We start from the raw sequence: 23065 nt of genomic DNA on the forward strand, positions 1-23065 counted from the left end.
GAACACGAGCGGACCACCCCGCACCCGAGCCTGTGACCCGCCCCGCACGCGAGCCTGTGACCCGCCCCTTACCCCGAACCGTGGCCCGACCCGCGCGCGAGGCGATCGGGGCGGCCAGATAGCCTGCCCGCATGACCGCTGCGCTGTTTTCCAGGGGCAAGGGCCGCCGCGCCGTCACCGCCGCCTGTGCCGTGTCCCTCGGGCTCGTCGCCCTCTCCGCCTGCGACAAGCCGACCCCGCTGGCAACGGTGACGGTCGGTTCGGACACCGTGACGGCCGAGGCGAGCAACGGCTGCTACGGGGACGGCAAGGACCTGAGCTCACAGAAGTTCAAGGACTGCCTGTCGGCCAAGCCCGAGAAGACGATCAAGGTGACCCCCGGGGACAAGGTGCGGATCGGGGTGGACCCCGAGATCGCCAAGTCCAGCTGGGGCCTGATCGCCAACAACCCGGTCATGGCCGAGGCGAGCAAGGAGACGTACCGCAGCTTCGACAGCGACACGCTCTTCGCCCGGCAGAACCCGCAGACGGGCCAGACCACGCTCGAGAAGAAGGTCACGATCACGATCGCCGAACTCGGCAAGAGCAGCCAGGGCGTCAAGGGCATCTGGCGGTTCACACTGGAACGGGATTCCTGACGAACGGCCCTCCGGGCGGAGCCCCGGACGGAACTCCGGGCGGGACGTCCGACGAGGCGACGTCTGACGAGACCCCGTCGTACGAGGCACCGTCGTACGGGGCCCGTACCCGCCAGGAGGACCCAGGACACCGCGAGAACCGGACACACCGGGAAGGCCAGGAGGACCGGACACGCCGGGGCACCGGCCGAGCCGTCACAAGGGGGAGCCGCTGATGCGCGTACTGATCGTCACGGCCGTACCCGCCGAGCGGGACGCCGTCGTACGGGGCATCGCCGCCACGGCCCCCGAGGTGGCCGAACTCCCCGTCCCCGGCGGCGTGATCCACCGGCTGAGCCCGGTGCCGCCCACCGGGCGGCCGCTCACCGTGGACGTCCTGGCCGCCGGGGTCGGCCCGGCGGCCGCGGCGGCCGGCACCGCCGCCGCCCTGACCGCGGCCGCGGTCGCCCGCACCCCCTACGACCTCGCCGTATCGGCCGGTATCGGCGGCGGCTTCACCACCGCGCCGCCCACCACGGCAGCGCCCGCCACCACGCCGCGTACCACAGCGCCGCCCGCCACCACGCGCCCCGGCTCCGCCGCCACGCACCTCGGCTCCGTCGTCGTCGCCGACGCGATCGTCGCCGCCGACCTGGGCGCCGAGACTCCCGACGGCTTCGCCGCCGTCACCGACCTGGGCTTCGGAACCGTCGAACATCTCCCACCCGCCCCGCTCGTCGCCGCCGTCGCCGAGGCGACGGACGCCGTGCGCGGCACCGTGCTCACCGTGTCGACCGTGACCGGGAGCGCCGAACGGGCCGCCGAGCTGCTGCGCCGCCATCCGCACGCCGTCGCCGAGGCCATGGAGGGCTTCGGCGTGGCGGAGGCCGCCGCGGCCCAGGCCGTGCCCGCTCTGGAAGTACGGACGGTCTCCAACGCCGTCGGGCCGCGCGACCGCGCTGCCTGGCGGATCGGGGAGGCGATGGAGGCGCTCACGAGCGCCTTCGCGACCATCGCCCCCCTCCTCGGCACCTGGACCTTTGACCCGGAAGGAACCCGGCAGTGACTGAGCCCCTGACCGAGCCTCTGAAGATCGCCTACTCGCCGTGCCCCAACGACACCTTCGTCTTCCACGCCTGGGCCCACGGCAGCGTCCCCGGCGCGCCCGCGCTCGATGTCACCTTCGCCGACATCGACATCACCAACGGGATGGCGGAGCGCGGTGAGTTCGATGTGCTGAAGGTGTCCTACGCCGTACTGCCATGGGTGCTGGACGACTATGCGCTGCTGCCCTGCGGCGGGGCGCTCGGACGCGGCTGCGGTCCGCTGGTGCTCACTCGGCGGCCCGGCGAGGGGCCGGAACCCACCGGCAAGGACCTGGCGGGGAAGACGGTCGCGGTGCCGAGCGAGCGTTCGACGGCGTATCTGCTCTTCCGGCTGTGGGCCGCCGCCGAGGTGCCGGGCGGAATCGGCGAGATCAAGGTGCTGCCGTTCCACGAGATCATGCCCGCGGTGCGGGACGGCGAGGTCGACGCCGGGCTCGTCATCCACGAAGCCCGGTTCACCTATCAGAATTACGGGCTGCACTGCCTGGCTGACATGGGCGAGCACTGGGAGCGGACCACCGGTCTGCCGATCCCGCTCGGCGCGATCATCGCCAAGCGCTCACTGGGCGCCGAGCGGCTGCGGGAACTCGCCGATGCCGCCCGGACATCGGTGCGAATGGCCTGGGACGACCCGGAGGCGTCGCGGACGTATGTCCTGGAGCACGCCCAGGAGATGGACCCGGCCGTCGCCGACCAGCACATCGGGCTGTATGTGAACGAGTTCACCGCCGACCTCGGCGAGAGCGGCTACGCCGCGGTGCGCGGGCTGCTGACCCGCGCGGCGGCCGAGGGACTGGTGCCGCCCCTCGGCCCCGGGGCGCTGGAGGCCGTCTGACATTCCGGCGTTCCGGCGAATTCCCGTTGGTGGATACCCGTTGCTGGATACCCGTCAGGTTCCCGCTGATGGATACCTGTCAGGCTCGGCCTGGCGGGTATCCATCCGGGAACGTCATACATGCCGGGCGGAATACGTGCCGCCGGGCCGTTCAGGTCATACGTCTACGCCTCATACGTCAGTGCGTCAGGCGTCTACGCGTCATACGTCAGCGCTTCATACCGTCAGCGCGTCATACGCCCACGCGCCGGATCAGGTCATACGTCGAGCTGGTCGGCCACCGCGCGCAGCATGCCAGCGATCTTGTGGCCATGGGCCTTGTCGGGATAGCGGCCGCGCTCCAACTGCTGCGTCACGTTCTCCAGAAGGGTGGTCAGGTCCTGGACGATGGACGCCAGCTCGTCCGGCTTGCGCCGCTGAGCGGCCGCCACGGAAGGGGTCGGCTCGAGAATGGTGACGGACAGTGCCTGATCTCCGCGATTTCCGGCCACCACGCCGAATTCCACGCGCTGTCCCGGCTTTAGTGAGTCGACGCCTTCTGGGAGCACCGACGAGTGAACGAAGACGTCGCCGCCGTCATCGCGGGAGAGAAAGCCGAAGCCCTTCTCACTGTTGAACCACTTGACCTTGCCGGTAGGCACGTCTGTCTCGTCCTCGTCGCTCGTCGGAAAACACGGAAAAACAGCTCTCGATAGCACTACAGCGGGTCGTAAGACCCGCCACCACCAAGGCTAATGGTCCCGAGCCTGGTGACAAGACGTACCCGGGTGGTTCCTATGCGCGCTCTGGCACGGATCTACCCTGGTCCGGTGAGTAATGAAACCCCGCACAACGGTGGCGCCCCCAGCCACCCCCGGGAGGCGCCCCTTCCCGGCGACCGGCTCATCCGGTTCGGCGTCATTGTCTTCGCCATTGGAGCGGTGGCCACGCTCGTCACCGTCGCACCGCTCTTTCTGGGCGCGGATCCGTTGCCGTCGGTGGCGTACTTCGTATGCATGCTGATGGGCGTCGGCTTCGCGCTCGCCACCGTCGGGCTGCTGCGCTCCATCGCGGCACAGCGGCGGGAAGCCTCGGCGCCCGCCCAGGTGTCACCGCCGTCCGTACCGCCGTCCGGGTGAATCAGCCCGGGGTCTGAAACATCCTGAGGGGCTGAAACACCCCGAGGGGCTGAAACGCCCTAGGCAGCCAGGAACCATCAGCCCGCTGTCGCCGTACGACCGCCCATGTCCGTACGACCGTCCATATCCATACGGCCGCTCATGTCCATACGGCCGTCCATGTGGCCCGTCAGCCAGGCCGGAAACGCCGTCAGATCGTCCAGGACGACATCGGCGCCGGCCGTAAGGAGCTCATCCGCCGCGCAGGGCCCGGTGGCGACCGCCACGGAGAGCGCACCGGCCGTACGGGCGCCCCGTACGTCACCCGTGTGGTCACCGACGTACACCGTCGCCCCGTACTCCCGCAGCGCCTCCGCCTTGGCCTCGGCCCACAGCCAGCCGATGACCGCGTCCGCCTCGATGCCCAGGTGGCTCAGGTGCAGCTTGGCGTTGGGCTCGTGCTTCGCGGTGACGACGATAGCCCGGCCCCCGGCCCGCCGCACGGCCTCGATCGCCTCACGGGCCCCGGTCATGGCCGGGGTGGGCCGGATCGCGTACTCCGGGTAGAGCTCGCGGTACAGCTCGCCCATCTCCTCGATGCGCTCATCGGGGAACCAGTGCACCAACTCCTGCTCCAGCGGCGGCCCGAGCCGGGTGATCGCGAGGTCGACGTCGATATAGGCGCCGGTCCGGGCCGAGAGCGCCTCGTACGTCGCCTTGATGCCCGGTCGGGAGTCGATGAGGGTCATGTCGAGGTCGAAGCCGACGGTCACCGTGTGTGACCCGGCGTCCGCGGCGAGACCCGGTTCGGTGGTGGCGGCGGGGGACGGAGCGGATTGCGAAGACATGCCCGCCATTGTGCCTTGGTCCACCCCATACACTTAGTGGTCCGCTCCGGAAATCCTTCGGGGGTTGCCTTCGGAGGCGGTGCTGTGGTCGGTGTCCGGTCAGATGTCAGCTGCGGCAAGGTGGAGTCGGCAGGCGCAGTCGAGCGCATCTGCGGGGGTGCCCGTGGGGCTGCCGGTGGGCAGTAGGGAGTCCTCGTAGCGGTCGCTGCTGGCGTAGTAGAGGGCGAGGCCCCACCTGCCGACGGCGCCGGTGTAGCGCAGCCGCATCAGCTTGACCCGTTCGTCGTCGGCCAGTTCCCCCTCCACGTAGGCGAAGGCTCCGCGGTGGCGGACGTGCAACTGCTTAAATTCCGGGGGTGCTCCATTCCTCAGCCCGATGTTCGTGTTGTGCTTCCGTGCTCGCGAGGAGAAGGCCGTCCGCCTGAAAGCCGCCGTCAGCATGCCCGCCGCGGGCTGACAGCGGCTGTCGGCAGGCAGGAAGCTCACGTGCACCGCTGGTACGACTGGCCCTGATCGACACCAGCGACCAGAAAACACCCTTGGCCAAGGACGACACGCCACCCGAGCAGCCCGCTCCCGCTGGGTTGGCCGGACGGCACTGGCTGCTGATCCGCGCAACCGCAGCACCGGCCGACCGACTTTGTCGGCATCCTGTGAGGTCGAAGAGGACCGGCTACTCAGGCGCGGGGACGGCGAAGAGATTGAGAACGCTACTGACAGTGAGGTAGACGCCCATCAGCGCCGCGATGTCAAAGAGGCCGTGCTCGCCGAAGGTGGACAGGGCCTCGTCGTAGAGCGTCTGCTCGATGTGATGCTCAATGGTCAGCTGACGCACGAGAGCAAAGACAAGCTCTGCCTCGCGACCGAGCTGCTCGGGGGAGCGACCCGCGGCCAATGTGTCCGCATCGCCGGCGGAAATCCCTGCGGCCTGCGCCAGGATCCGGTGGGCGTAGACCTCGTAGTCCGAGCCCCAGGCTGACCCGACCGCGAGAATCACGACCTCACGCAGCTGCGGCGACAGAGACGTGTGCTGAGATTCGGCCTTGGCCAACTCCTGAAACTTTTCGGCGATCTCAGGACGGCGTAGGAACGCGTTGCACGGCCCGATCAGACGTTGGTCGTCGGTGACGAACTGAAAGCCCGCGTCCAGAGACCACGGGTACTGCTCAGCCATCGCGGCGTCGTAGAAACGCTGTTGCGCTGGGCTCAGTGCTGTGGCGTCGACGAGCGGGAGACGCCCGCCCAAATCATGATTTATGGCCGCCATTGGTGTTCTCCGTTCGCTTCTGTGGTTTGAGGCTGGCCGGAATCTCGCAGAGGTTCGAGGTGGCGGTCCTCCCGGCCTTGTCCGCCTCTGATGCCGGCCTGCGCCTCGGGCTGCTCCAACGGTCCTGCGCTCTCCTCTGCCACCGCCAACTCAGGCGGTGGCAGTAGAGAGCATCGAGTCTCGAGGCCGACCGACCATGTCCCTGGGGTGCGCGGGACTAACGGGTTGTCGTGCGGTCCGCGCCGACCGAGACAGCGACGAGCGTGCAGGGCTCGGTCCCGTAATTGCGCCACGCGTGCCGGGTGCCGTTCTGGACGACCACGTCGCCTGCCCGCAACACGACTCGCTCGCCGTCGTCGAGTTCGAGCGTGGCCTCGCCTTGCACGACCATCAGGTAGTCCATCGTGTCGGTGGTGTGCATCCCTGAGCCGTCGGGCTCCATTGAGGCCATCACGCCGGGCATCTGCCGCTCCAGTTCGGCAGAAGCCGCGGCTGCGTCCACGTCCGGCGGTGGGGTCACTCCCTCCGGGGGATGCGTAATGATCACGAAGCGCGATCCCTCCCGCGGCGGGAAGTACGTCTCGACGCCGCTGGGCGACCCGTCGTCCGGGAACGTGGGCGGCTCGTCTCGTCCCCACAGTCGGTAAGCGGCGAAGCCGGGCGTCAGCGCAGAGGTGATCGGCTCCACGTTCTGGTCGTCGACCACGCGCGACCTGCCCTCGCTGTCGTGCCCGGTGACGACCCGGCGAACCGTCATGCTGTGCTCTCCTCGAATGCGTCCAAACAAGACCCAGTGATGAGTCTCGGTCTCAACACCGTATACGGTGACGAGACCGAGTCGCAATGCACCGCTATAGTGGGGTCATGGCCCGCTGGCAACCGGACACACAGGCACGGCTGGAGGACGCCGCCCTTGAGCTGTTCGCCGAGCGCGGATTCGAGGCGGTGTCGGCCGCCGAGATTGCCGGCCGCGCCGGACTGAGCAAGGCGACCTTCTTTCGCCACTTCCCCGACAAGCCCGAGGTGCTGTTCTGGGGCCAAGACCTGCTCGCCAACACCTTCCGGCAGGCCATCGCGGACGGCGCGGCAGGTGCCTCGCCACTCGAGCTCGTGCGTGCCGCGGTCCTCGCCGCCGACCCCGTTTTCGACGCCGACCGGCACCGCCATGCCGCGACCCGTCAACGCCTGATCGCTTCCTCGGCGACCTTGCACGAGCGGGCCGTGCTCAAGCGCGCCGCGCTTGCCCAGACGATGGCCAAAGCGCTGCAGGCTCGGGGCGTCGCCGCCGGGACGGCCGAGCTGGCCGGACTGGCCGGCACCGCGGCGTTCGGCGCGGCATACGCGCGCTGGGCCGCAAGCCCGACCTATCGCAGGTTCGCCGGCTTCGCCCACCGCGAACTCGACCGGACCGCCCGCGCCGCAGCCAGCCTGAGCTAGACCGTCCTCTTCTGCGATCCGCGCATGGGACTGGGGCTGTCCGCTGTGGTCAAGCGTTGGCACCCGGTGGCGGGTGTGTCAAAACGAGTGGTGTGACTGGGGGATCTGGGCCAAGTTGCGTGATCAACTAGGCTTGAGCTGGCGGGCACGTCCTACCTGGCGTGCAGGATCATCTTTCGTAGCAACGGAAATCCAGCACGAGCAAACGCGCTGAAGCCGTAGCCGAGGCAGGCGACCTCGATCGCGCGACTGCCTTGGTCAAGCGCGCTGGGCCATCGCCTGCTCCATCATCGCCCCCGTTGGGCAGGTGGGGGTCCTGGCACGGGTGGCTGAAGCCATAGCCGAGGCCGGCGACCCCGACCGCGTAGCCACTCTGGTTAAAGTTGCGGCCAGGCGGTGCGGGCGCGCTCGCTGAGGCGTGCCTCCAGGGAGAGGCGGGTGTGTTCCGAGGGCGTGGGCATGGCACCCATCCTGCCCGAGTGGCTGGTCACCGGATGCGGCAGGCTTCGGCCTGCCAATGATCCACTTCTGCCGATCGGTCTGCCTGCCTTGCCTGTCGCTGTTGCCCGCCCGATTGTTCTACGTGCCGCCGAGCGCAAGCGGCTGAAGCTGATGGCCTACGGCCACAAGAGCGAGTACCGGCTGCGGATGCGCGCGCAAGTGGTGCTGCACGCCGCCCGGGGACGTTCCAACGCGCGCATTGCCCGTGACAGTGGCCTGCATGTGGACACGGTCCGGTGCTGGCGCGGCCGGTTCGCCGAGCAGGGCCTGGCCGGTCTGAGCGACCGCGAGCGGTCGGGGCGGCCACCGGTGTTCACCGCGTTGCAGGTAGCCCAGGCCAAGGCCCTGGCCTGCCAGTTGCCCGCCGAGAGCGGCGTGCCACTGGCCCGCTGGTCATGCCCGGAACTGGCCCGCGAGGTCGTCGCCCGGGCGATTGCCGGCTCGGTCTCCGCTTCCACCGTGCGCCGCTGGCTGGCCGATAACGCGCTCAAGCCCTGGCAGTACCGCTCCTGGATCTTCATCGCCGACCCTGATTTCCAGCTCAAGGCCGAGCGGGTACTGGACCTGTACGCCCGCACCTGGCAGGGCATCGGGCTCGGCGACGACGAGTACGTCATCAGCGCGGATGAGAAGACCTCCATCCAGGCCCGCTGCCGCTGCCACCCCACCCTCGCCCCCGGTCAGGCCAGGGCAATGCGCGTCAACCACACCTACGGCCGCGGCGGCGCCCTGGCCTACCTGGCCGCCTACGACGTCCACCACGCGAAGGTATTCGGCCGCACCGAACCCACCACAGGCATCAACCCGTTCATGAACCTGGTCACCCAGGTCATGACCGCCGAACCCTACGCCAGTGCCAAGCGCGTGTTCTGGATCGTCGATAACGGCTCCTCCCACCGCGGCCAGAAAGCCGCCGCCCGTCTGACGGCCGCGTTTCCGAACGCGGTGATGGTCCACACCCCGGTACACGCCTCCTGGCTAAACCAAGTGGAGATCTACTTCTCCGTCGTGCAGCGCAAGGTCGTCTCGCTCAACGACTTCACCGACCTCACCCAGGTCGCAGACCGGCTCCGAGCATTCGAAGACCGCTACAACGCCACAGCACAGCCGTCCACCACCTCCGACCTGGACGATCTACTGGCCAGACTCGACCGGCACACCACCGACCACCCAGAAGAATCCTCCGCCGCACCAGCAACATGATCAACCCCCGAAGGATTTACGGAGCCGATCACTTAGCCTCGCCTAACTTCGTAGCCGACGAGCGAGACGAACGAACGGAAGCGATGACCGCCGACCGGGCCAGCAGCCGCCCTCCCAGAGCCTCCCTGGTCCGCCGTCGTCTCGGCTGGACGGCCGTGGCCGTCGCCGCCCTGCTGCTCGCCATCCTGCTGAGCCTCGCCGTGGGCAGCCGCCAGATCGCGCCGAGCGCGGTCCTGGACGCGCTGCTGCACGGCGGTTCGAGCGACGCCGCCGACATCGTGCGGTCCCTGCGGCTGCCGCGCACCCTCATCGGGCTGATGGTCGGCGCGGCGCTCGCCATGGCGGGCACCGTGATGCAGGGCGTCACCCGCAACCCGATCGCCGACCCCGGCATCCTCGGCATCAGCCAGGGGGCCTCGGTGGGCGTGGTGCTCGCGATCGCCTTCGCGGGGGTGCACACGCTCACCGGCTATGTCTGGTACGCCTTCGCGGGCGCCGGGCTGGCGTCGGTCGCCGTCTACGCCATCGCCACCAGCGGGCGGGGCGGCGCGACCCCGGTCAAACTCGCGCTCTCCGGCGCCGCGATCAACGCGCTGCTGGTGTCCGTGACAACGGGCGTGCTGACGACGAAGGCGGCGGCCCTGGATGAGTTCCGCTTCTGGCAGATCGGCTCGCTCGCCGGCCGGGACACCGCGCTCGTCGGCCAGATCTGGCCGTTCCTGCTGGTCGGCACGGTGCTGGTGATCGCAGTGGCACGCGGTCTTGACGCACTGGCGCTCGGCGAGGACGTCGCGAAGGGGCTCGGCCAGAACGTGGCCGCCGTACGGATCGTCGCGGCCCTCGGCGCCACGATCCTCACCGGCGTCGGGGTCGCCGCCGCCGGTCCGCTCGCCTTCATCGGCCTCGCGGTCCCCCATATCGCCCGCGCGATCGTCGGCACCGACCACCGCTGGGTCCTGCCGATGGCCGCGCTGATCGGCCCGGTGATGCTGCTGGTCTCGGATGTGGTGGGCCGGATCCTCTTCCCGCCGAGCGAGGTCCCGGCGGGTGTGATGACCGCGCTGATCGGGGTGCCCTTCCTGGTCACGCTGGTCCGCCGGAAGGCGGTGGCCGCATGACCACCACCGAGAGCCGCACCGACGACGGTGCCGAAAGCCGTACCGTCCGTACGGGTGCCCGGCCGGGTGCCCGGCCGTGTGGCCGTACGGGCGTCCGCCCCGCCGGGTACGGCCTGATCCGCGTCAAGGGCGGCGAGCGCGACGTAAGCGCTGGGCGCGACGTAACGCTGGGCGCGACGTAACGCTGGGCGCGACGTAACGCTGGGCGCGACGTAAGCGCTGGGCGCGACGTAAGCGCTGGGCGCGACGTAACGCTGGGCGCGACGTAAGCGCTGGGCGCGACGTAAGCGCTGGGCGCGACGTAAGCGCTGGGCGCGACGTAAGCGCTGGGCGCGACGTAAGCGCTGGGCGCGACGTAAGCGCTGGGCGCGACGTAAGCGCTGGGCGCGGTGGTGGTGCGCGCGGTGGGTATGGCGTACGTGGCGGATCGTTCCTGCTGCATCGCCGCTCGGCCCTCGTCGCGATCGGGCTGGCCCTGGCCACCGCCGCCGCCTGTGTGGCATATCTGTGCGTCGGCGAGGGCTTCGTCGCCCCCGCCGGCGCCGTGAAGGCCGTTCTGCACACCCAGTGGGGCCTCGGCCCGGCCACCCCGAACGACCTCGTCGTCGGCACGCTGCGGCTCCCCCGGATGACGCTCGGCCTGTTGGTCGGCGCCGCCTTCGGGATCGCGGGCGCGCTGATCCAGACGGTGGCCCGCAACCCCCTCGCGAGCCCCGACATCATCGGTGTCAGCCAGGGCGCGAGCGCGGTGACCGTGGGCGCGATGACCTACGGGATCGGCTCCTTCACGGTCCTGCCCTATCTCTCCGTCGCGGGCGGTCTCACCGCCGCCGCGCTGGTGTACGTCTTCGCCTGGCGCGGCGGGCTGCACGCCGCCCGCTTCGTGCTCATCGGCATCGGCTTCGCCGTCGCGCTGCGCTCGATCACCCATCTCTTCCTGACCAAGGGCGACTATCTGGTGGCCCAGCAGGCGAAGGTGTGGATGACCGGTTCGCTCAACGGCCGCGGCTGGGGCGAGGCCGCTCCGCTCGGCTGGGCGCTGCTGGTGCTGCTGCCCGGTGTGCTGTGGGCGGCGCGGGCGCAGCGCACGGTGTCGCTGGACGACGACACGGCGACCGCGCTCGGCGTACGGCTCGGGCGGGTGCGGCTGGGCCTGGCGTCCCTCGGCATCGTGCTCGCGTCGATGGCGACGGGCGCGGCCGGCCCGGTGGACTTCGTGGCGCTGCTCGCCCCGCAGATCGCCCGCCGGATGACCCGGACCGCCCAGATCCCGCTGCTGTGCTCGGCCCTGACCGGAGCGTTCATCGTCGTCACCGCCGATCTGCTGGCCCGCAAGCTGTTCGCGCCGACCGAACTGCCGGTGGGCGTGCTGACGGCCGCGGTCGGCGCCCCGTATCTGATCCACCTGCTGCTGTCTTCCGGGGGACGCGGCCGTAAGGGAGGCACCGCCGCATGACCGCTTCGGCGTCCACGATGGGAACGAGCCCGGAGGCGGGTCCCGCGGGCCCCGCCACCGCGAACCGGCTCACCGCACATCAGCTGACCCTCGCCTACGAGGACCGGACCGTCGTGGACGGGCTGGACCTGGAGATACCCGATGGCGAGGTCACGGTCATCGTCGGCCCCAACGCCTGCGGCAAATCCACCCTGCTGCGCGCCCTCGGGCGGCTGCTGCGGCCGCGCGGCGGCGCCGTGCTGCTCGACGGCACGGATCTCGCGCGTATCCCCACGAAGAAGATCGCCCGGTCGGTGGGGCTGCTGCCGCAGACCCCGGTCGCGCCCGAGGCGATCACCGTCGCCGACCTCGTCTCCCGCGGCCGCCAGCCGCACCAGCACTGGTGGCAGCAGTGGTCGGCGGAGGACGAACGGGCCGTCACGGACGCCATGGAGCGCACGGACGTCACCGCGCTCGCCGACCGCCCGGTGGACGAGCTGTCCGGCGGGCAGCGGCAGCGCGTCTGGATCGCGATGGCGCTCGCGCAGGAGACCGATCTGCTGCTGCTGGACGAGCCGACGACGTATCTGGACATCTCCCACCAGGTGGACGTGCTGGACCTGGTGCGCCAGCTCAACCATGAACGCGGCCGTACGGTCGTCGCCGTCCTGCACGACCTCAACCAGGCCGCCCGCTACGCCGACCACCTGATCGCGATGAAGACGGGCCGAATCGTCGCCCGCGGCCGCCCGGAGGACATCGTCACGGCGGAGTTGGTGCACGAGGTCTTCGGCCTGGAGTCGGCGGTCGTCCCGGACCCGGTCACAGGCACCCCCTCGTCGTCCCGGGCACGCCTTGGGGAGCCGAGAAGGGCTGAGCGGGGCGGGGCCTGCGGGGCGGGACCGAAGCGGGGCGTGGCCGAAGCGGGGCACGGGCCGAAGCGGGGCGCGGGCCGAAGCGGCGCGTTGCTCAGCCGCGCCGGGGCACGGGGCTGAACCACGCGGGGCACAAGGCTGAGCGACGCGAGGCACGGGGCTCAGCCACGCGAGGCACGCGGCTCAGCCATGCGAGGCACGGGGCTCAGCCATGCGAGGCACGCGGCTCATGGGCGACGGGGCTCCTGTCGTCAGCCCTTGCGACGGGCGCGCCACAGCAGGAACAGCACGGAGGCGATGGCCGCGCCGCGGACGACGTAGGGCCAGGTGTCCGTCAGGACGTCCTGCCAGCCGTCCTTGGGGATCGGCTCGCCCCACTTGCCGTCGGACCGTCCCCACAGCCAGACCACGGCCCCGGCCGCGACCAGGCCCGGCACACCCAGCGCGGCCCACTTCGCCTCGGCCGGGGAGCGGCGGTAGGTGCCGTAGTACGCGATCACCCAGCCGAAGGCGATCAGGATGAAGTTGCCCAGGCCGGCGCCCGCCACGAGGAGTCCGACCGCCACCAGCAGCACCGGGCCGAGCCCGGCGAGCCATTTGACGACGCCGCCCCCGGCCGCGGGCTCACCGCCCGCCTTACCGGGCCCGAGCAGCACACGGCGCAGCGCACCGCGCTTCTTGGCTCCGGCCTCGGCCTTCGCCTGGTCCTTCGCCTTCGCCTCCTCGGCGGCCTTGGCCTCGGTGGCGGCCTTCTCCGCCGCCGCCTTCTCCTCGGCCTCCCGCCGCTCCTGGCGCTGCTGCTCGGGCGACTTGCCCTTGCCGAGCAGTTCGGGGATCTCGATCCCGCCGGTGAACCCCTCCACCGCGCCGTACTGCGCGTCGGACCGTTCGGGCTGGGCGAACGGACCCGGCTCCACATGCCACCAGTCCATGTTGGACTCGCGCGGGCCCAGTTCGTCCTCGCCCGCGAGATGCGGTGGCGAGGCGGCGTCGGGCGGGGGCGTGGCGGGAGTGGCGGGCCTCGGCTTGATCAGGGAGGTGGCGCCGTCGCCCGGGGCGCCCCCGGACGGGCCGCTCCCGTTCCGCCCGCCGTTCCGGCCGGCGCCGGGCACTCCCGGGGCGTCCTCCTCGCGCGGGGAGGGCACCTTACCGGTGAGACCGCTGCTCTTGGCGAGCCCGGCCAGCTTGTCGCGGGCCGCCCGCGCCGCCCCGGCCGCTCCCCGCGGCGCCACGCCACCGGCCGCCCCGCCTGTGCCACCGCTCTCGGCGCCGCCCGGCTCACCGCCCGTTCCCGAGCCCGGGTCGGGGCGCCCGCCCGCGGCGGCCACCACGTCGGCCGGTGAGCCCAGCTTGGACAGGATCCGCTTCACTCCGGCCGGGCTGTCCGCCCCTCCGGTGGCCCGGCGATGGTCGATATCGGCACGGAGTCCGGAGACCAGCCGCATACGTTCACCGGACGACAGACCTTGCTGCTGAGCCAGGTCACCGACACGGCTCAGATAGTCATAGACGAGCTTCTCGCTCTCGATCCCCACCAAGACCCCTGAGAATGCGCACCGTCGGCGTATCAGTCCGCTCCGACGTTACCGCGCGGAAGCGGAATCCCGCCGCATCCCCTGCGTCCCGCACCCCGCGGGTACTGTGGATCGAATGAGCAGCTCATGGAATCGGGAGCGCTGAAATGCCCGAAGAGACCAGCTCGCGCAACCGGGAGGCATGACTTGCCCGCAGACACCGGCCACGGGGACGGCGGCCCACAGGGCCGCGGCCCAGGCACCGTCGGCCCACGGAACGGCGGCCACGGCGACCGCGGCCGCGGGGTGCCGCGCACCCTCGCCGAGGAGCTGCGCACCCGGCCCGACGACGCCCTCGCCGCCCTGCTGAGCGCCCGCCCCGATCTGCTCTCCCCGGTGCCGAACGACCTCACCCAGCTCGCCACCCGGGCCGGCACCCGCGCCTCGGTGGTACGAGCCGTGGAGCGGCTCGACCGATTCGCCCAACAGACCGCCGAGGCCCTCGCGATCGCACCCGACCCATGCCCGTACGAAACCCTGCGCGATCTGCTGACGGGCGACGCCAGCACGGAAAACGCGCGGGGCGCGTGGGAAGTGCCGGGTTCGAGGGACACCCGGGGGCCGGGGGGCGCCCGGGGGCCAGACGACGCCCAGGATCCCGGGGACGCCCGGGGGTCGGCAGACGCTCACGGTCCGCAGGATGCCCGGGGCCGGGAGGACGCCCGGGGGCCGCAGGACGCCCAGGGTCCAGGGGACACCCAGGACCCCAAGTACGGCCGGGGCACAGCCGAAGCCCCGGGCCTCAAGGACGCCCGGCGTCCCGGCGAGGCCCAGGGCCCGGGAGGCACCCCGAGCACCGGGAACGCCCAAGGCCCGAGCGACGCCTCGGTCACAGGGACCCCCTCGGCCGTCGGGCCCACGTCCGACACCGGAACCACGTCAGGCACCGGAACCCACTCGGCCACCGGGACTACGCCAGAGACCGGGACCCCCTCGGCCGCAGAGACCCCCTCGGCCGTCGGGCCCACGTCCGACACCGGAACCACGTCAGGCACCGGAACCCACTCGGCCACCGGGACTACGCCAGAGACCGGGACCCCCTCGGCCGTCGGGCCCGCGCCAGACACCGGAACCCACTCGGCCACCGGAACCACGCCAAGCACCGGGCCCGCGCCAGGCGCCAGAACCACCGCGGCCGCCGGGCCCGCATCCGGTATCGACCCCATCCCGGCCGCCGGGCCCGCATCCGGCATCGGCCCCCCCCCCCCCCCGGCCGCCGAAACCGCCGCAGGCGTCGGCGCCGCATCGCACATCGCCACCCCCCTCAGCCCCGAGGAGCGCGCCGCGATCGCGGCAGAGCTGCCGCGTGCTGTGGCCACGTTGCGCGAGCAGGCCCTGGTCTGGGGTGGTGACGACCGGCTCCGGCTGGTCCGTACCGCCCGCGAACTGCTCGCCCCCTCCCCCACCTCCCCCTCCCCGACCGGTCTCGGCCCGACCGTGCAGGAGGCCGCTTCCGGGATGTCGCCGGGCCGGTTGCAGGAGTTGCTGGCGGAGGACGGGCTGGCGCCCACGCACGATCCGGTCACGGCGGTGGCGGCCCTGGCCGAGCTGTTCCAGGACCGCGCCCGGATGGCGGCGCTGCTCGACGGAGCGCCGGCGGGCGCGCTGGCCGTGCTGGCCAAGCTGACCTGGGGGCCGCCGTACGGGGAGGCGTCCGTCGCCTCGCCCACTCCGCCCGTCGGCTGGCTGCTGGACCGTGGGCTGCTGCTGCCGTCCGGGCCGCGCAATGTCGTACTGCCCCGCGAGGTCGCCCTGCATCTGCGCCACGGCCGCGCGCACCGCGCCCCCGAGCCGCTGGCCCCGCCCCTCTCGCCCACCACCGAACACAATCCACAGGCTGTGGACAACACCGCCGCGGGCCAGACCTTCACCGCCCTGGCCACCGTCGAGGAGTTGCTCGGGCAGTGGGAGAGCGCCGGGCCGCCCGTGTTGCGCGCGGGCGGGCTGAGCGTCCGCGACCTCAAGCGGACCGCCGTGGCACTCGACGTGTCCGAACCGGTGGCCGCCTTCTGGATCGAGCTGGCGTACGCGGCCGGGCTGCTGGCCTCCGACGGCGAGACCGACGAGCGCTACGCCCCCACCCCCGCCTACGACGACTGGCTGCGGCTGCCCGCCGAGGAGCGCTGGGCGCGGCTCGCCGCCGCCTGGCTGCCCGCGACCCGTACGGCGGGGCTGGTCGGCGGCCGGGACGGCAGGGGCCGTACCCTCGCGGCGCTCGGCCCCGACCTGGACCGCTCCCCGGCCCCCGAGGTCCGCCGCCGGATCCTCGGACTCCTGGCCACCCTGCCGCCCGGTGCCGCTGCCGCCCCCGAGGTGCTGCTGGCCCGGCTGCGGTGGGAGCGGCCGACCGGCCACCGCGGAGCCGCCGCCGCGGCCGCCCCCGGGGCCGCATCGTCCGCCGGAACCACCGGAATCACAGGAACCACCGGAACCACCCCCGGCACCACCTCGCCTACCGGAACCACCGGGTCCGCCCCCGGCGCCACCTCACCCACCAGCGAAGACCTGCGCTCGCGGCTGGCCCGCTGGACCATCGCGGAGGCCGAGATGCTCGGGATCACCGGCCGGGCCGCGCTCTCCTCCCATGGCCGCGCCCTCCTGGAACGCCACCCGGACGAACCGCCCACCGCCGGGAGCGACACCGCGTCCGCGCACGCCGCGCGGCTGCTCGCGCCGCTGCTCCCCGAGCCCCTCGACCACGTCCTGCTCCAGGCCGACCTCACCGCCGTCGCGCCCGGCCCCCTGGAACGGCCGCTCGCCGAGACGCTGGGCGTCCTCGCCGATGTCGAGTCCAAGGGCGGCGCGACCGTCTACCGCTTCACGCCCGAGTCCGTACGCCGTGCGTTGGACGCCGGGCGGACCGCCGACGATGTGCACACCTTCCTCGCCGCGCACTCCCGCACCCCGGTACCGCAGCCGCTCAGCTACCTCGTCGACGACGTGGCCCGTAAGCACGGCCGGTTGCGCATCGGCGCCGCCTCCGCGTATCTGCGCTGCGACGACGACACGCTGCTCGCCGAGATCCTCGCCGACCGCCGCTCGGCGGGGCTGCGGCTGCGCCGCCTCGCCCCCACCGTGCTGGCCGCGCAGGCGCCGCCGGACACGCTGCTGGAGGGTTTGCGGGCGATGGGGTACGCCCCGGCCGCCGAGTCCGCCGAGGGCGATGTGCTGGTCAGCCGCCCCGAGGCCCAGCGCACCCCGCCCCGTACGCCGCCCGTCCCGGTCCCCGAGGGCCCGCCGCTGCCCGACGCCACCCTGCTGGGCGCGGCGGTACGCGCCATCCGTGCCGGGGACCTGGCCGCGACCGCGCCCCACAAAACGGTGGCCGCGTCCGGAGCCGGGCCGGGGCCGGAGGCCGGGCCGCATGGGTCCGGGGCCGGTTCCGGGGCGGATTCCGGGGCCGGTTCGCGGTCCGGCGCCAGGGGCGCCAGGTCCGGGGGCGGTTCCGGGGCCGGTGGCGACCGGCTGCCCCGCACCACCTCCGCCGACACCCTCGCCACCATGCAGGCGGCGGCCCTGACCGGCTCCAACGTCTGGATCGGCTACGTCAACGCGAACGGCGCGGCCACCCAGCGCGTGATCGCCCCGGTCCGGGTCGAGGGCGGCTTCGTCACCGCGTACGACCACACCTCGGACGAAGTCCGTACGTACCCACTGCACCGCATCACGGGCGCCGCCGAACTGGCCGAGGACGCGACATAGGCCACGGCCACAGCCCGCCAGCCGCAGCCACGGGCCGACAGGTCACGCGGCGGGCGGTGGCTGGGTCCCGCGCCGGGTCCACCGGTGCCACCAGTGGCGGCGACGGGGATACAGGGCATGGCCGAGCCGACGCCCGACCACGACATAGCCGAGCAGCGCACCCGTCGTGTTGAGGATCACGTCGTCGATGTCGAAGGCCCGGCCCTCGACGATCAGCCCCTGAACGGTCTCGACGGCCACCATCACCAAAGCCGTCACCACCGCCACCCGCACCGCGCCCCGCGCCCTGGGCACCAGCATCGGCAGCAGCACTCCGAAGGGCGCGCCGAGCAGCACATTGCCGCCGATCTGCTGCACCGTGTCCCGGAAGGCGGGCTGGTCGATGTAGGTGCGCAGGGACCGCCCCGGATGCAGATTGGTGTGCACGAGGTCGACCGAATCGGGCGAGGGCACCAGCGTGGCCTTGGCGAGCGCCGCCGCGAAGCCGACCATGCAGACGAACGCCACGAGCAGCACCAGCCCCCGCGCGACGCGCGCGCCGAACGACTTGCGCTGGAGCAGCGCCTTCTCCGGGACGCCCGGAGGCTCCGGTGCCTGGGACTCGGCGGTTCGGGCTTTGGTGGACTGGGCTTTCGTGGGCTGGGGGGCTTTCGCGGACTGGGCGGCTTTCGCGGACTGGTCCTTGGCGGACGGGGCGGCTTTCGTGGTCCGGGCCTTCGCGGACTGAGCCTTCGTGGACTGGGCCTTCGTCGTCCGGGCCTTCGTTGACCCAGGCTTCGCGGTCTGCCGCTTCGCGGTCTGCTGCTTCGCGGTCCCTGAGGCCCCCTTCGTCGGCCCCCGCCCGTCCGCGCCCCCTTCTCCTTGCCGCTCCCCTTCGTCTGGCTCCCGGTCGACCGGGAGCCCTCCCCGGTCCGCTTCGCCGCCGTCCGCTTCTCCGCCGACTTCCTCTCAGCCGACTTCCCCTCCGCCGACTTCCCCTCTGCCGCCCGCTTCACCGTCGTCCTCTTGTCCGCCGTCCGCCGGATCTCCCATCCAGCGATGCTGATCACAGGGACTCCCTCCCGCCCAGGTAGCTCGGGCTCAGTTGTCGTGCCCCCGTCGATCCAATCCGTCTTCGCCGCTTGCCCGTAGCCGCCCGGAGTATCCCTGTGGCTCTCCGCCACGCCTTCTCGATGAGGGACACTGGTTCTTTGGCCGGCAGCACGAAAGGACCCAGGCGCGTGAATGGACCCCTCATCGTCCAAAGCGACAAGACGCTCCTGCTCGAGGTGGACCACGAGCAGGCGGACGCCTGCCGCCGCGCCATCGCGCCCTTCGCCGAGCTGGAGCGGGCGCCCGAGCACATCCACACCTACCGGGTGACCCCGCTGGGGCTGTGGAACGCCCGCGCCGCCGGGCACGACGCCGAGCAGGTGGTGGACGCCCTCGTCGCGTACTCCCGCTACCCCGTCCCGCACGCCCTCCTCGTGGACGTCGCGGAGACCATGGCCCGCTACGGGCGGCTGCGGCTGCTCAAGCACCCCACCCACGGTCTGGTCCTGGAGACCAGCGACCGCCCGGTCCTCGAGGAGATCCTGCGGTCCAAGAAGGTCCAGCCGCTGGTCGGCGCCCGGATCGACCCGGAGACCGTCGTCGTCCACCCCTCCGAGCGCGGCCAGATCAAGCAGACGCTGCTGAAGCTGGGCTGGCCCGCCGAGGACCTGGCCGGCTATGTGGACGGCGAGGCGCACCCCGTCGAGCTGCGCGAGGACGGCTGGGCGCTGCGGCCGTATCAGAAGCAGGCCGTGGAGGGCTTCTGGCACGGCGGCTCTGGTGTTGTCGTACTGCCCTGCGGTGCGGGAAAGACGCTGGTGGGGGCGGGTGCGATGGCCACCGCCAAGTCGACCACACTGATCCTGGTCACCAACACCGTCTCCGCCCGGCAGTGGAAGCACGAGCTGGTGCGCCGCACCTCGCTCAGCGAGGAGGAGATCGGTGAGTACAGCGGTACGCGGAAGGAGATCCGCCCGATCACCATCGCCACGTACCAGGTGCTCACCACCAAGCGGAAGGGCATCTATCCGCATCTGGAGCTGTTCGACTCCCGCGACTGGGGCCTGATCGTCTACGACGAGGTGCATCTGCTGCCCGCGCCCGTCTTCAAGTTCACCGCCGATCTCCAGGCCCGGCGGCGGCTCGGGCTCACGGCGACGCTCGTCCGGGAGGACGGCCGCGAGTCCGATGTCTTCTCGCTCATCGGACCCAAGCGCTTCGACGCGCCCTGGAAGGAGATCGAGGCGCAGGGCTATATCGCGCCCGCCGACTGTGTCGAGGTCCGGGTCAATCTGACCGAGTCCGAGCGGCTGACGTACGCGACCGCCGAGACCGACGAGAAGTACCGCTACTGCGCCACCACCGACTCCAAGCGGATCGTCACCGAGGCGCTGGTCGCCCGGCACAGGGGGCAGCAGACGCTGGTCATCGGCCAGTACATCGACCAGCTGGACGAGTTGGGCGAGCACCTGGACGCGCCCGTCATCAAGGGCGAGACCACCAACGCCCAGCGGGAGAAGCTCTTCGACGCCTTCCGGGAGGGCGAGCTGTCGGTGCTCGTCGTCTCCAAGGTCGCCAACTTCTCCATCGACCTCCCCGAGGCCACGGTCGCCATCCAGGTCTCCGGCACCTTCGGCTCCCGCCAGGAGGAGGCCCAGCGGCTCGGCCGCGTACTGCGCCCGAAGGCGGACGGCCACCCGGCGGTCTTCTACTCGGTGGTCGCGCGCGACACCATCGACCAGGACTTCGCGGCGCACCGCCAGCGGTTCCTGGCCGAGCAGGGGTACGCGTACCGGATCGTGGACGCGAGCGCGCTGCTGGCGGACGAGGACGTCTGACGTCTGAGGTCCGGCGCAGGCTCCGGCACCGTCACCCGTCATCACTCGCCCGTCCCACTCACCCGTCCCCCATGACTTCTGCCGTGCGGGACGGGTGATCGCCGGCTGCCCTGCCGACTCACCTGGCCAAGGCGCGGCCGTGGGCCAAGGCGCGGCCGGTGGCCAAGGCGTGACCGGTGGGCCAAGGCGTGACCTGGGACCGGGGGCCTGCCCACGAGCCGACCCATGAGCCCGCCCGCCCCACTCCCCCGGGCCGGTCATAATTCATTCGCCTCCCCGACATGCCCTGGCTACAATCGCCGGTCTTGCCGCCTCCCGCGTCCCGAACGGGGAGAGCCGCTGCCCGGACGGAAACCGGGCGGCATCTCGTACCGCGCGTCATCCGTACCGCGCACCCACTTCGTGCACTCGCTTTTGTGTACTCGCTCGCCGGAGGCTACGCCGTGCCCTCGCACGCCCCTGACCACCCAGGCCCCCTGTCAGACCCCCTGACAGGCCCGCTCGCGGACCCCCTCACGAATCCTCACGCGGACCCCCTCGCGGACCCCCTCGCGCGGGAGCGCGCCCATCTGACCGCGTCCCGCGCCGCGCTGCGCGCCATGCGCGCCGACGTCGAGGCCCTCGACCTCCGGGACGTCTCCGCGAACTGGGTCAACGCCGAAGCGCTGCACCACCAGGTCAGCGAGCGCATCAAGGCCCTCGCGGACCTCGCCGACACGCCGCTCTTCTTCGGCCGTCTGGACTATCTGCACACACCGGGCGCGGAGTCGGCGGAGGGCGCGGCGGGGGAGCGCTTCTACATCGGCCGCCGCCATGTGCACGACGGGGACGGCGACCCCATGGTCATCGACTGGCGCGCCCCCGTCTCCCAGCCCTTCTACCAGGCGTCCAAGAAGGCGCCGATGGACATCGGGCTGCGCCGCCGCTTCGGCTACACGGGCGGCGAGCTGACGGCGTACGAGGACGAAAGGCTCTCCGACCCCGAGGAGGCGGAGCAGACCAGCAAGCTGCTCCAGTCCGAGATCGAGCGCCCGCGCGTCGGCCCGATGCGGGACATCGTCGCGACGATCCAGCCGGAGCAGGACGAGATCGTCCGCCAGGGGATCGGCGGCACCATCTGCGTCCAGGGGGCGCCGGGCACCGGTAAGACGGCCGTGGGGCTGCACCGGGTGGCGTATCTGCTGTACGCGCACCGCGAGCGGCTGGCCCGCTCCGGCACCCTGGTCATCGGCCCGAACCGGTCCTTCCTCCACTACATCGAGCAGGTCCTGCCGGCCCTCGGCGAACTGCAAGTGGCCCAGGCGACCGTCGAGGACCTGGTGACCCGCCCGTCCCTGGGCGCCGAGTCGCGGGGCACCGACTCCGCCGACGCGGCCCGTATCAAGGGCGACGCACGGCTGGCCGAGGTGTTGCGCCGCGCCCTGCGCTCGCATGTCACCGCCCCCGCCGAACCCTGTGTGGTGGTGCGCGGCTCACGCCGCTGGCGGGTGCCCGCATACGAACTGGAGGAGATCGTCGAGGAGTTGCTCACCCGCGACATCCGCTACGGCGCGGCCCGCGAGGCGCTTCCGCAGCGCATCGCGCACGCCGTGCTCATCCGGATGGAGCAGGCGGGCGAGGCCCCCGACGACCGCGTCCAGGACGCGGTGGCCCGTAACCCCGCCGTGAAGGCCGCCGTCAAAACGATCTGGCCGCCGGTCGACCCGGCCAAGCTGGTGCTGCGGCTGCTCTCCGACGCCGACTTCCTGGCCGCCCACGCCGACGGCATCCTCGACGCCGACGAGCAGAAGACCATCCTGTGGGCGAAGCCCGGGCGCGGGGTGAAGTCCGCGAAGTGGTCCCCGGCGGACCTGGTGCTGATCGACGAGGCCGCCGACCTCATCGAGCGCACCCCGTCCCTCGGCCATGTGGTCCTGGACGAGGCTCAGGACCTGTCCCCCATGCAGTACCGCGCGGTCGGCCGCCGTTGCAGCACCGGCTCGGCCACCGTGCTCGGCGACATCGCCCAGGGCACCACCCCCTGGGCGACGGCCAGCTGGGAGGAGGCCCTGACCCATCTGGGCAAGGACGGGGCGGCGGTCGAGGAGCTGACCCAGGGCTTCCGGGTGCCACGCGAGGTGATCGCGTACGCCTCGCGGCTGCTGCCCGCCATCGCCCCCGGCCTCTCGGAGGCCACCTCGATCCGCGAGGCGGCGGGCGACTTCTCCGTACGGGCCGTGGACCCGGACGAGCTGGACGCGGCCGTGCTCGCCGCCTGCCGTGAGGCCCTGGGGCATGAGGGCTCGATCGGGCTGATCGCGGCCGACGCCCGCGTCCCGGCCCTGGCCGAGGCCCTCGACGCGGCGGGCCTGACCCACCTCTCCCCCGGCGAGGAGACCAGCGCCGAGGCCCGCCTCACCCTCGTCCCGGCGACCCTGGCCAAGGGTCTGGAGTACGACTACGTGGTACTGGACGAACCGGCCGCCGTGGTCGACGGCGAACCCGACGAACGCACCGGGCTGCGCCGCCTGTACGTCGCCCTGACCCGCGCGGTCTCGGGCCTGACGGTCGTCCACGGCGCACCCCTGCCGGAGCGACTGG

At 71.9% G+C, this 23065-nt stretch carries 19 protein-coding genes and 1 pseudogene; 13 read left to right on the plus strand and 7 right to left on the minus strand.

What is annotated here, in order from left to right; genetic code table 11:
• Positions 1-131 precede the first annotated feature (131 nt).
• The 3 genes from NQU54_RS10045 to NQU54_RS10055 all read left to right on the plus strand — a co-directional run bounded on the left by NQU54_RS10045 (position 132) and on the right by NQU54_RS10055 (position 2558).
• Positions 132-638 carry a hypothetical protein gene (locus NQU54_RS10045; protein WP_069870582.1) on the plus strand — a complete coding sequence of 169 codons (507 nt, stop codon included), beginning with the start codon at positions 132-134 and terminating at the stop codon, positions 636-638.
• 214 nt (positions 639-852) lie between these two features.
• Positions 853-1683: a futalosine hydrolase gene (mqnB, locus tag NQU54_RS10050; RefSeq protein WP_257630743.1), complete on the plus strand. Its 831-nt coding sequence runs from the start codon at positions 853-855 to the stop codon at positions 1681-1683.
• An 8-nt stretch (positions 1684-1691) separates the two neighbouring features.
• Positions 1692-2558 carry a 1,4-dihydroxy-6-naphtoate synthase gene (locus NQU54_RS10055; protein ID WP_257630764.1) on the plus strand — a complete coding sequence of 289 codons (867 nt, stop codon included), beginning with the start codon at positions 1692-1694 and terminating at the stop codon, positions 2556-2558.
• Positions 2559-2815: 257 nt separating this feature from the next.
• Here the strand turns inward: NQU54_RS10055 and NQU54_RS49730 are convergent, their stop codons facing one another.
• Positions 2816-3199 carry a cold-shock protein gene (locus NQU54_RS49730; protein ID WP_069870586.1) on the minus strand — a complete coding sequence of 128 codons (384 nt, stop codon included), beginning with the start codon at positions 3197-3199 and terminating at the stop codon, positions 2816-2818.
• A gap of 168 nt (positions 3200-3367) precedes the next feature.
• Here NQU54_RS49730 and NQU54_RS10065 point away from each other — a divergent pair, with 168 nt between their 5' ends.
• Positions 3368-3676 (plus strand): hypothetical protein, encoded by a 309-nt coding sequence (locus tag NQU54_RS10065; protein ID WP_257630744.1) that lies wholly within the window; start codon positions 3368-3370, stop codon positions 3674-3676.
• A gap of 77 nt (positions 3677-3753) precedes the next feature.
• Here the strand turns inward: NQU54_RS10065 and NQU54_RS10070 are convergent, their stop codons facing one another.
• The 4 genes from NQU54_RS10070 to NQU54_RS10085 all read right to left on the minus strand — a co-directional run bounded on the left by NQU54_RS10070 (position 3754) and on the right by NQU54_RS10085 (position 6527).
• Complete coding sequence (locus NQU54_RS10070; RefSeq protein WP_257630745.1) at positions 3754-4512, minus strand: HAD family hydrolase; 759 nt, start codon at positions 4510-4512, stop codon at positions 3754-3756.
• A gap of 90 nt (positions 4513-4602) precedes the next feature.
• Entirely contained in the window at positions 4603-4842 is a 240-nt protein-coding gene (locus NQU54_RS10075; RefSeq protein WP_257630746.1) for a hypothetical protein, read from the minus strand.
• 334 nt (positions 4843-5176) lie between these two features.
• Positions 5177-5770, minus strand: a complete 594-nt coding sequence (locus NQU54_RS10080; protein WP_257630747.1) for a carboxymuconolactone decarboxylase family protein — start codon at positions 5768-5770, stop codon at positions 5177-5179.
• A gap of 217 nt (positions 5771-5987) precedes the next feature.
• Positions 5988-6527, minus strand: a complete 540-nt coding sequence (locus NQU54_RS10085; protein WP_257630748.1) for a cupin domain-containing protein — start codon at positions 6525-6527, stop codon at positions 5988-5990.
• Positions 6528-6634: 107 nt separating this feature from the next.
• On the opposite strand from NQU54_RS10085, the gene NQU54_RS10090 reads away from it, so the two are divergent.
• The 6 genes and pseudogenes from NQU54_RS10090 to NQU54_RS10115 all read left to right on the plus strand — a co-directional run bounded on the left by NQU54_RS10090 (position 6635) and on the right by NQU54_RS10115 (position 12341).
• Positions 6635-7207, plus strand: coding sequence for a TetR family transcriptional regulator (locus NQU54_RS10090; protein WP_257630749.1), 573 nt, complete (start codon positions 6635-6637; stop codon positions 7205-7207).
• A gap of 459 nt (positions 7208-7666) precedes the next feature.
• Entirely contained in the window at positions 7667-8911 is a 1245-nt protein-coding gene (locus NQU54_RS10095; protein WP_257630750.1) for an IS630 family transposase, read from the plus strand.
• A gap of 83 nt (positions 8912-8994) precedes the next feature.
• Positions 8995-10029: a FecCD family ABC transporter permease gene (locus NQU54_RS10100; RefSeq protein WP_257630751.1), complete on the plus strand. Its 1035-nt coding sequence runs from the start codon at positions 8995-8997 to the stop codon at positions 10027-10029.
• Positions 10026-10211, plus strand: coding sequence for a hypothetical protein (locus NQU54_RS10105; protein ID WP_257630752.1), 186 nt, complete (start codon positions 10026-10028; stop codon positions 10209-10211). The genes NQU54_RS10100 and NQU54_RS10105 overlap by 4 nt, the downstream gene beginning before the upstream one ends.
• A 251-nt stretch (positions 10212-10462) precedes the next feature.
• Positions 10463-11485: a FecCD family ABC transporter permease gene (locus NQU54_RS10110; protein WP_257630765.1), complete on the plus strand. Its 1023-nt coding sequence runs from the start codon at positions 10463-10465 to the stop codon at positions 11483-11485.
• 17 nt (positions 11486-11502) lie between these two features.
• Positions 11503-12341: pseudogene (locus NQU54_RS10115) on the plus strand (ABC transporter ATP-binding protein).
• Between the two features lie 249 nt (positions 12342-12590).
• Here NQU54_RS10115 and NQU54_RS10120 read toward each other — a convergent pair.
• Positions 12591-13874: a hypothetical protein gene (locus tag NQU54_RS10120; protein WP_257630753.1), complete on the minus strand. Its 1284-nt coding sequence runs from the start codon at positions 13872-13874 to the stop codon at positions 12591-12593.
• 285 nt (positions 13875-14159) lie between these two features.
• On the opposite strand from NQU54_RS10120, the gene NQU54_RS10125 reads away from it, so the two are divergent.
• Positions 14160-17615, plus strand: a complete 3456-nt coding sequence (locus tag NQU54_RS10125; RefSeq protein WP_257630767.1) for a helicase-associated domain-containing protein — start codon at positions 14160-14162, stop codon at positions 17613-17615.
• 42 nt (positions 17616-17657) lie between these two features.
• Here the strand turns inward: NQU54_RS10125 and NQU54_RS10130 are convergent, their stop codons facing one another.
• The gene (locus tag NQU54_RS10130) at positions 17658-18122 is read right to left on the minus strand and encodes a VanZ family protein (RefSeq protein ID WP_308408476.1); all 465 of its coding nucleotides are present in this window, start codon (positions 18120-18122) and stop codon (positions 17658-17660) included.
• A 713-nt stretch (positions 18123-18835) separates the two neighbouring features.
• On the opposite strand from NQU54_RS10130, the gene NQU54_RS10135 reads away from it, so the two are divergent.
• On the plus strand, positions 18836-20485 hold the full coding sequence (locus NQU54_RS10135; protein WP_257630754.1) for a DNA repair helicase XPB: 1650 nt from the start codon (positions 18836-18838) through the stop codon (positions 20483-20485).
• Between the two features lie 443 nt (positions 20486-20928).
• Positions 20929-23065 (plus strand): HelD family protein (locus NQU54_RS10140; RefSeq protein ID WP_372505841.1); only part of this gene is annotated, 2137 nt, incomplete at its 3' end.

It is taken from the genome of Streptomyces malaysiensis subsp. samsunensis (assembly GCF_024519315.1).
GTDB lineage: Bacteria > Actinomycetota > Actinomycetes > Streptomycetales > Streptomycetaceae > Streptomyces > Streptomyces malaysiensis.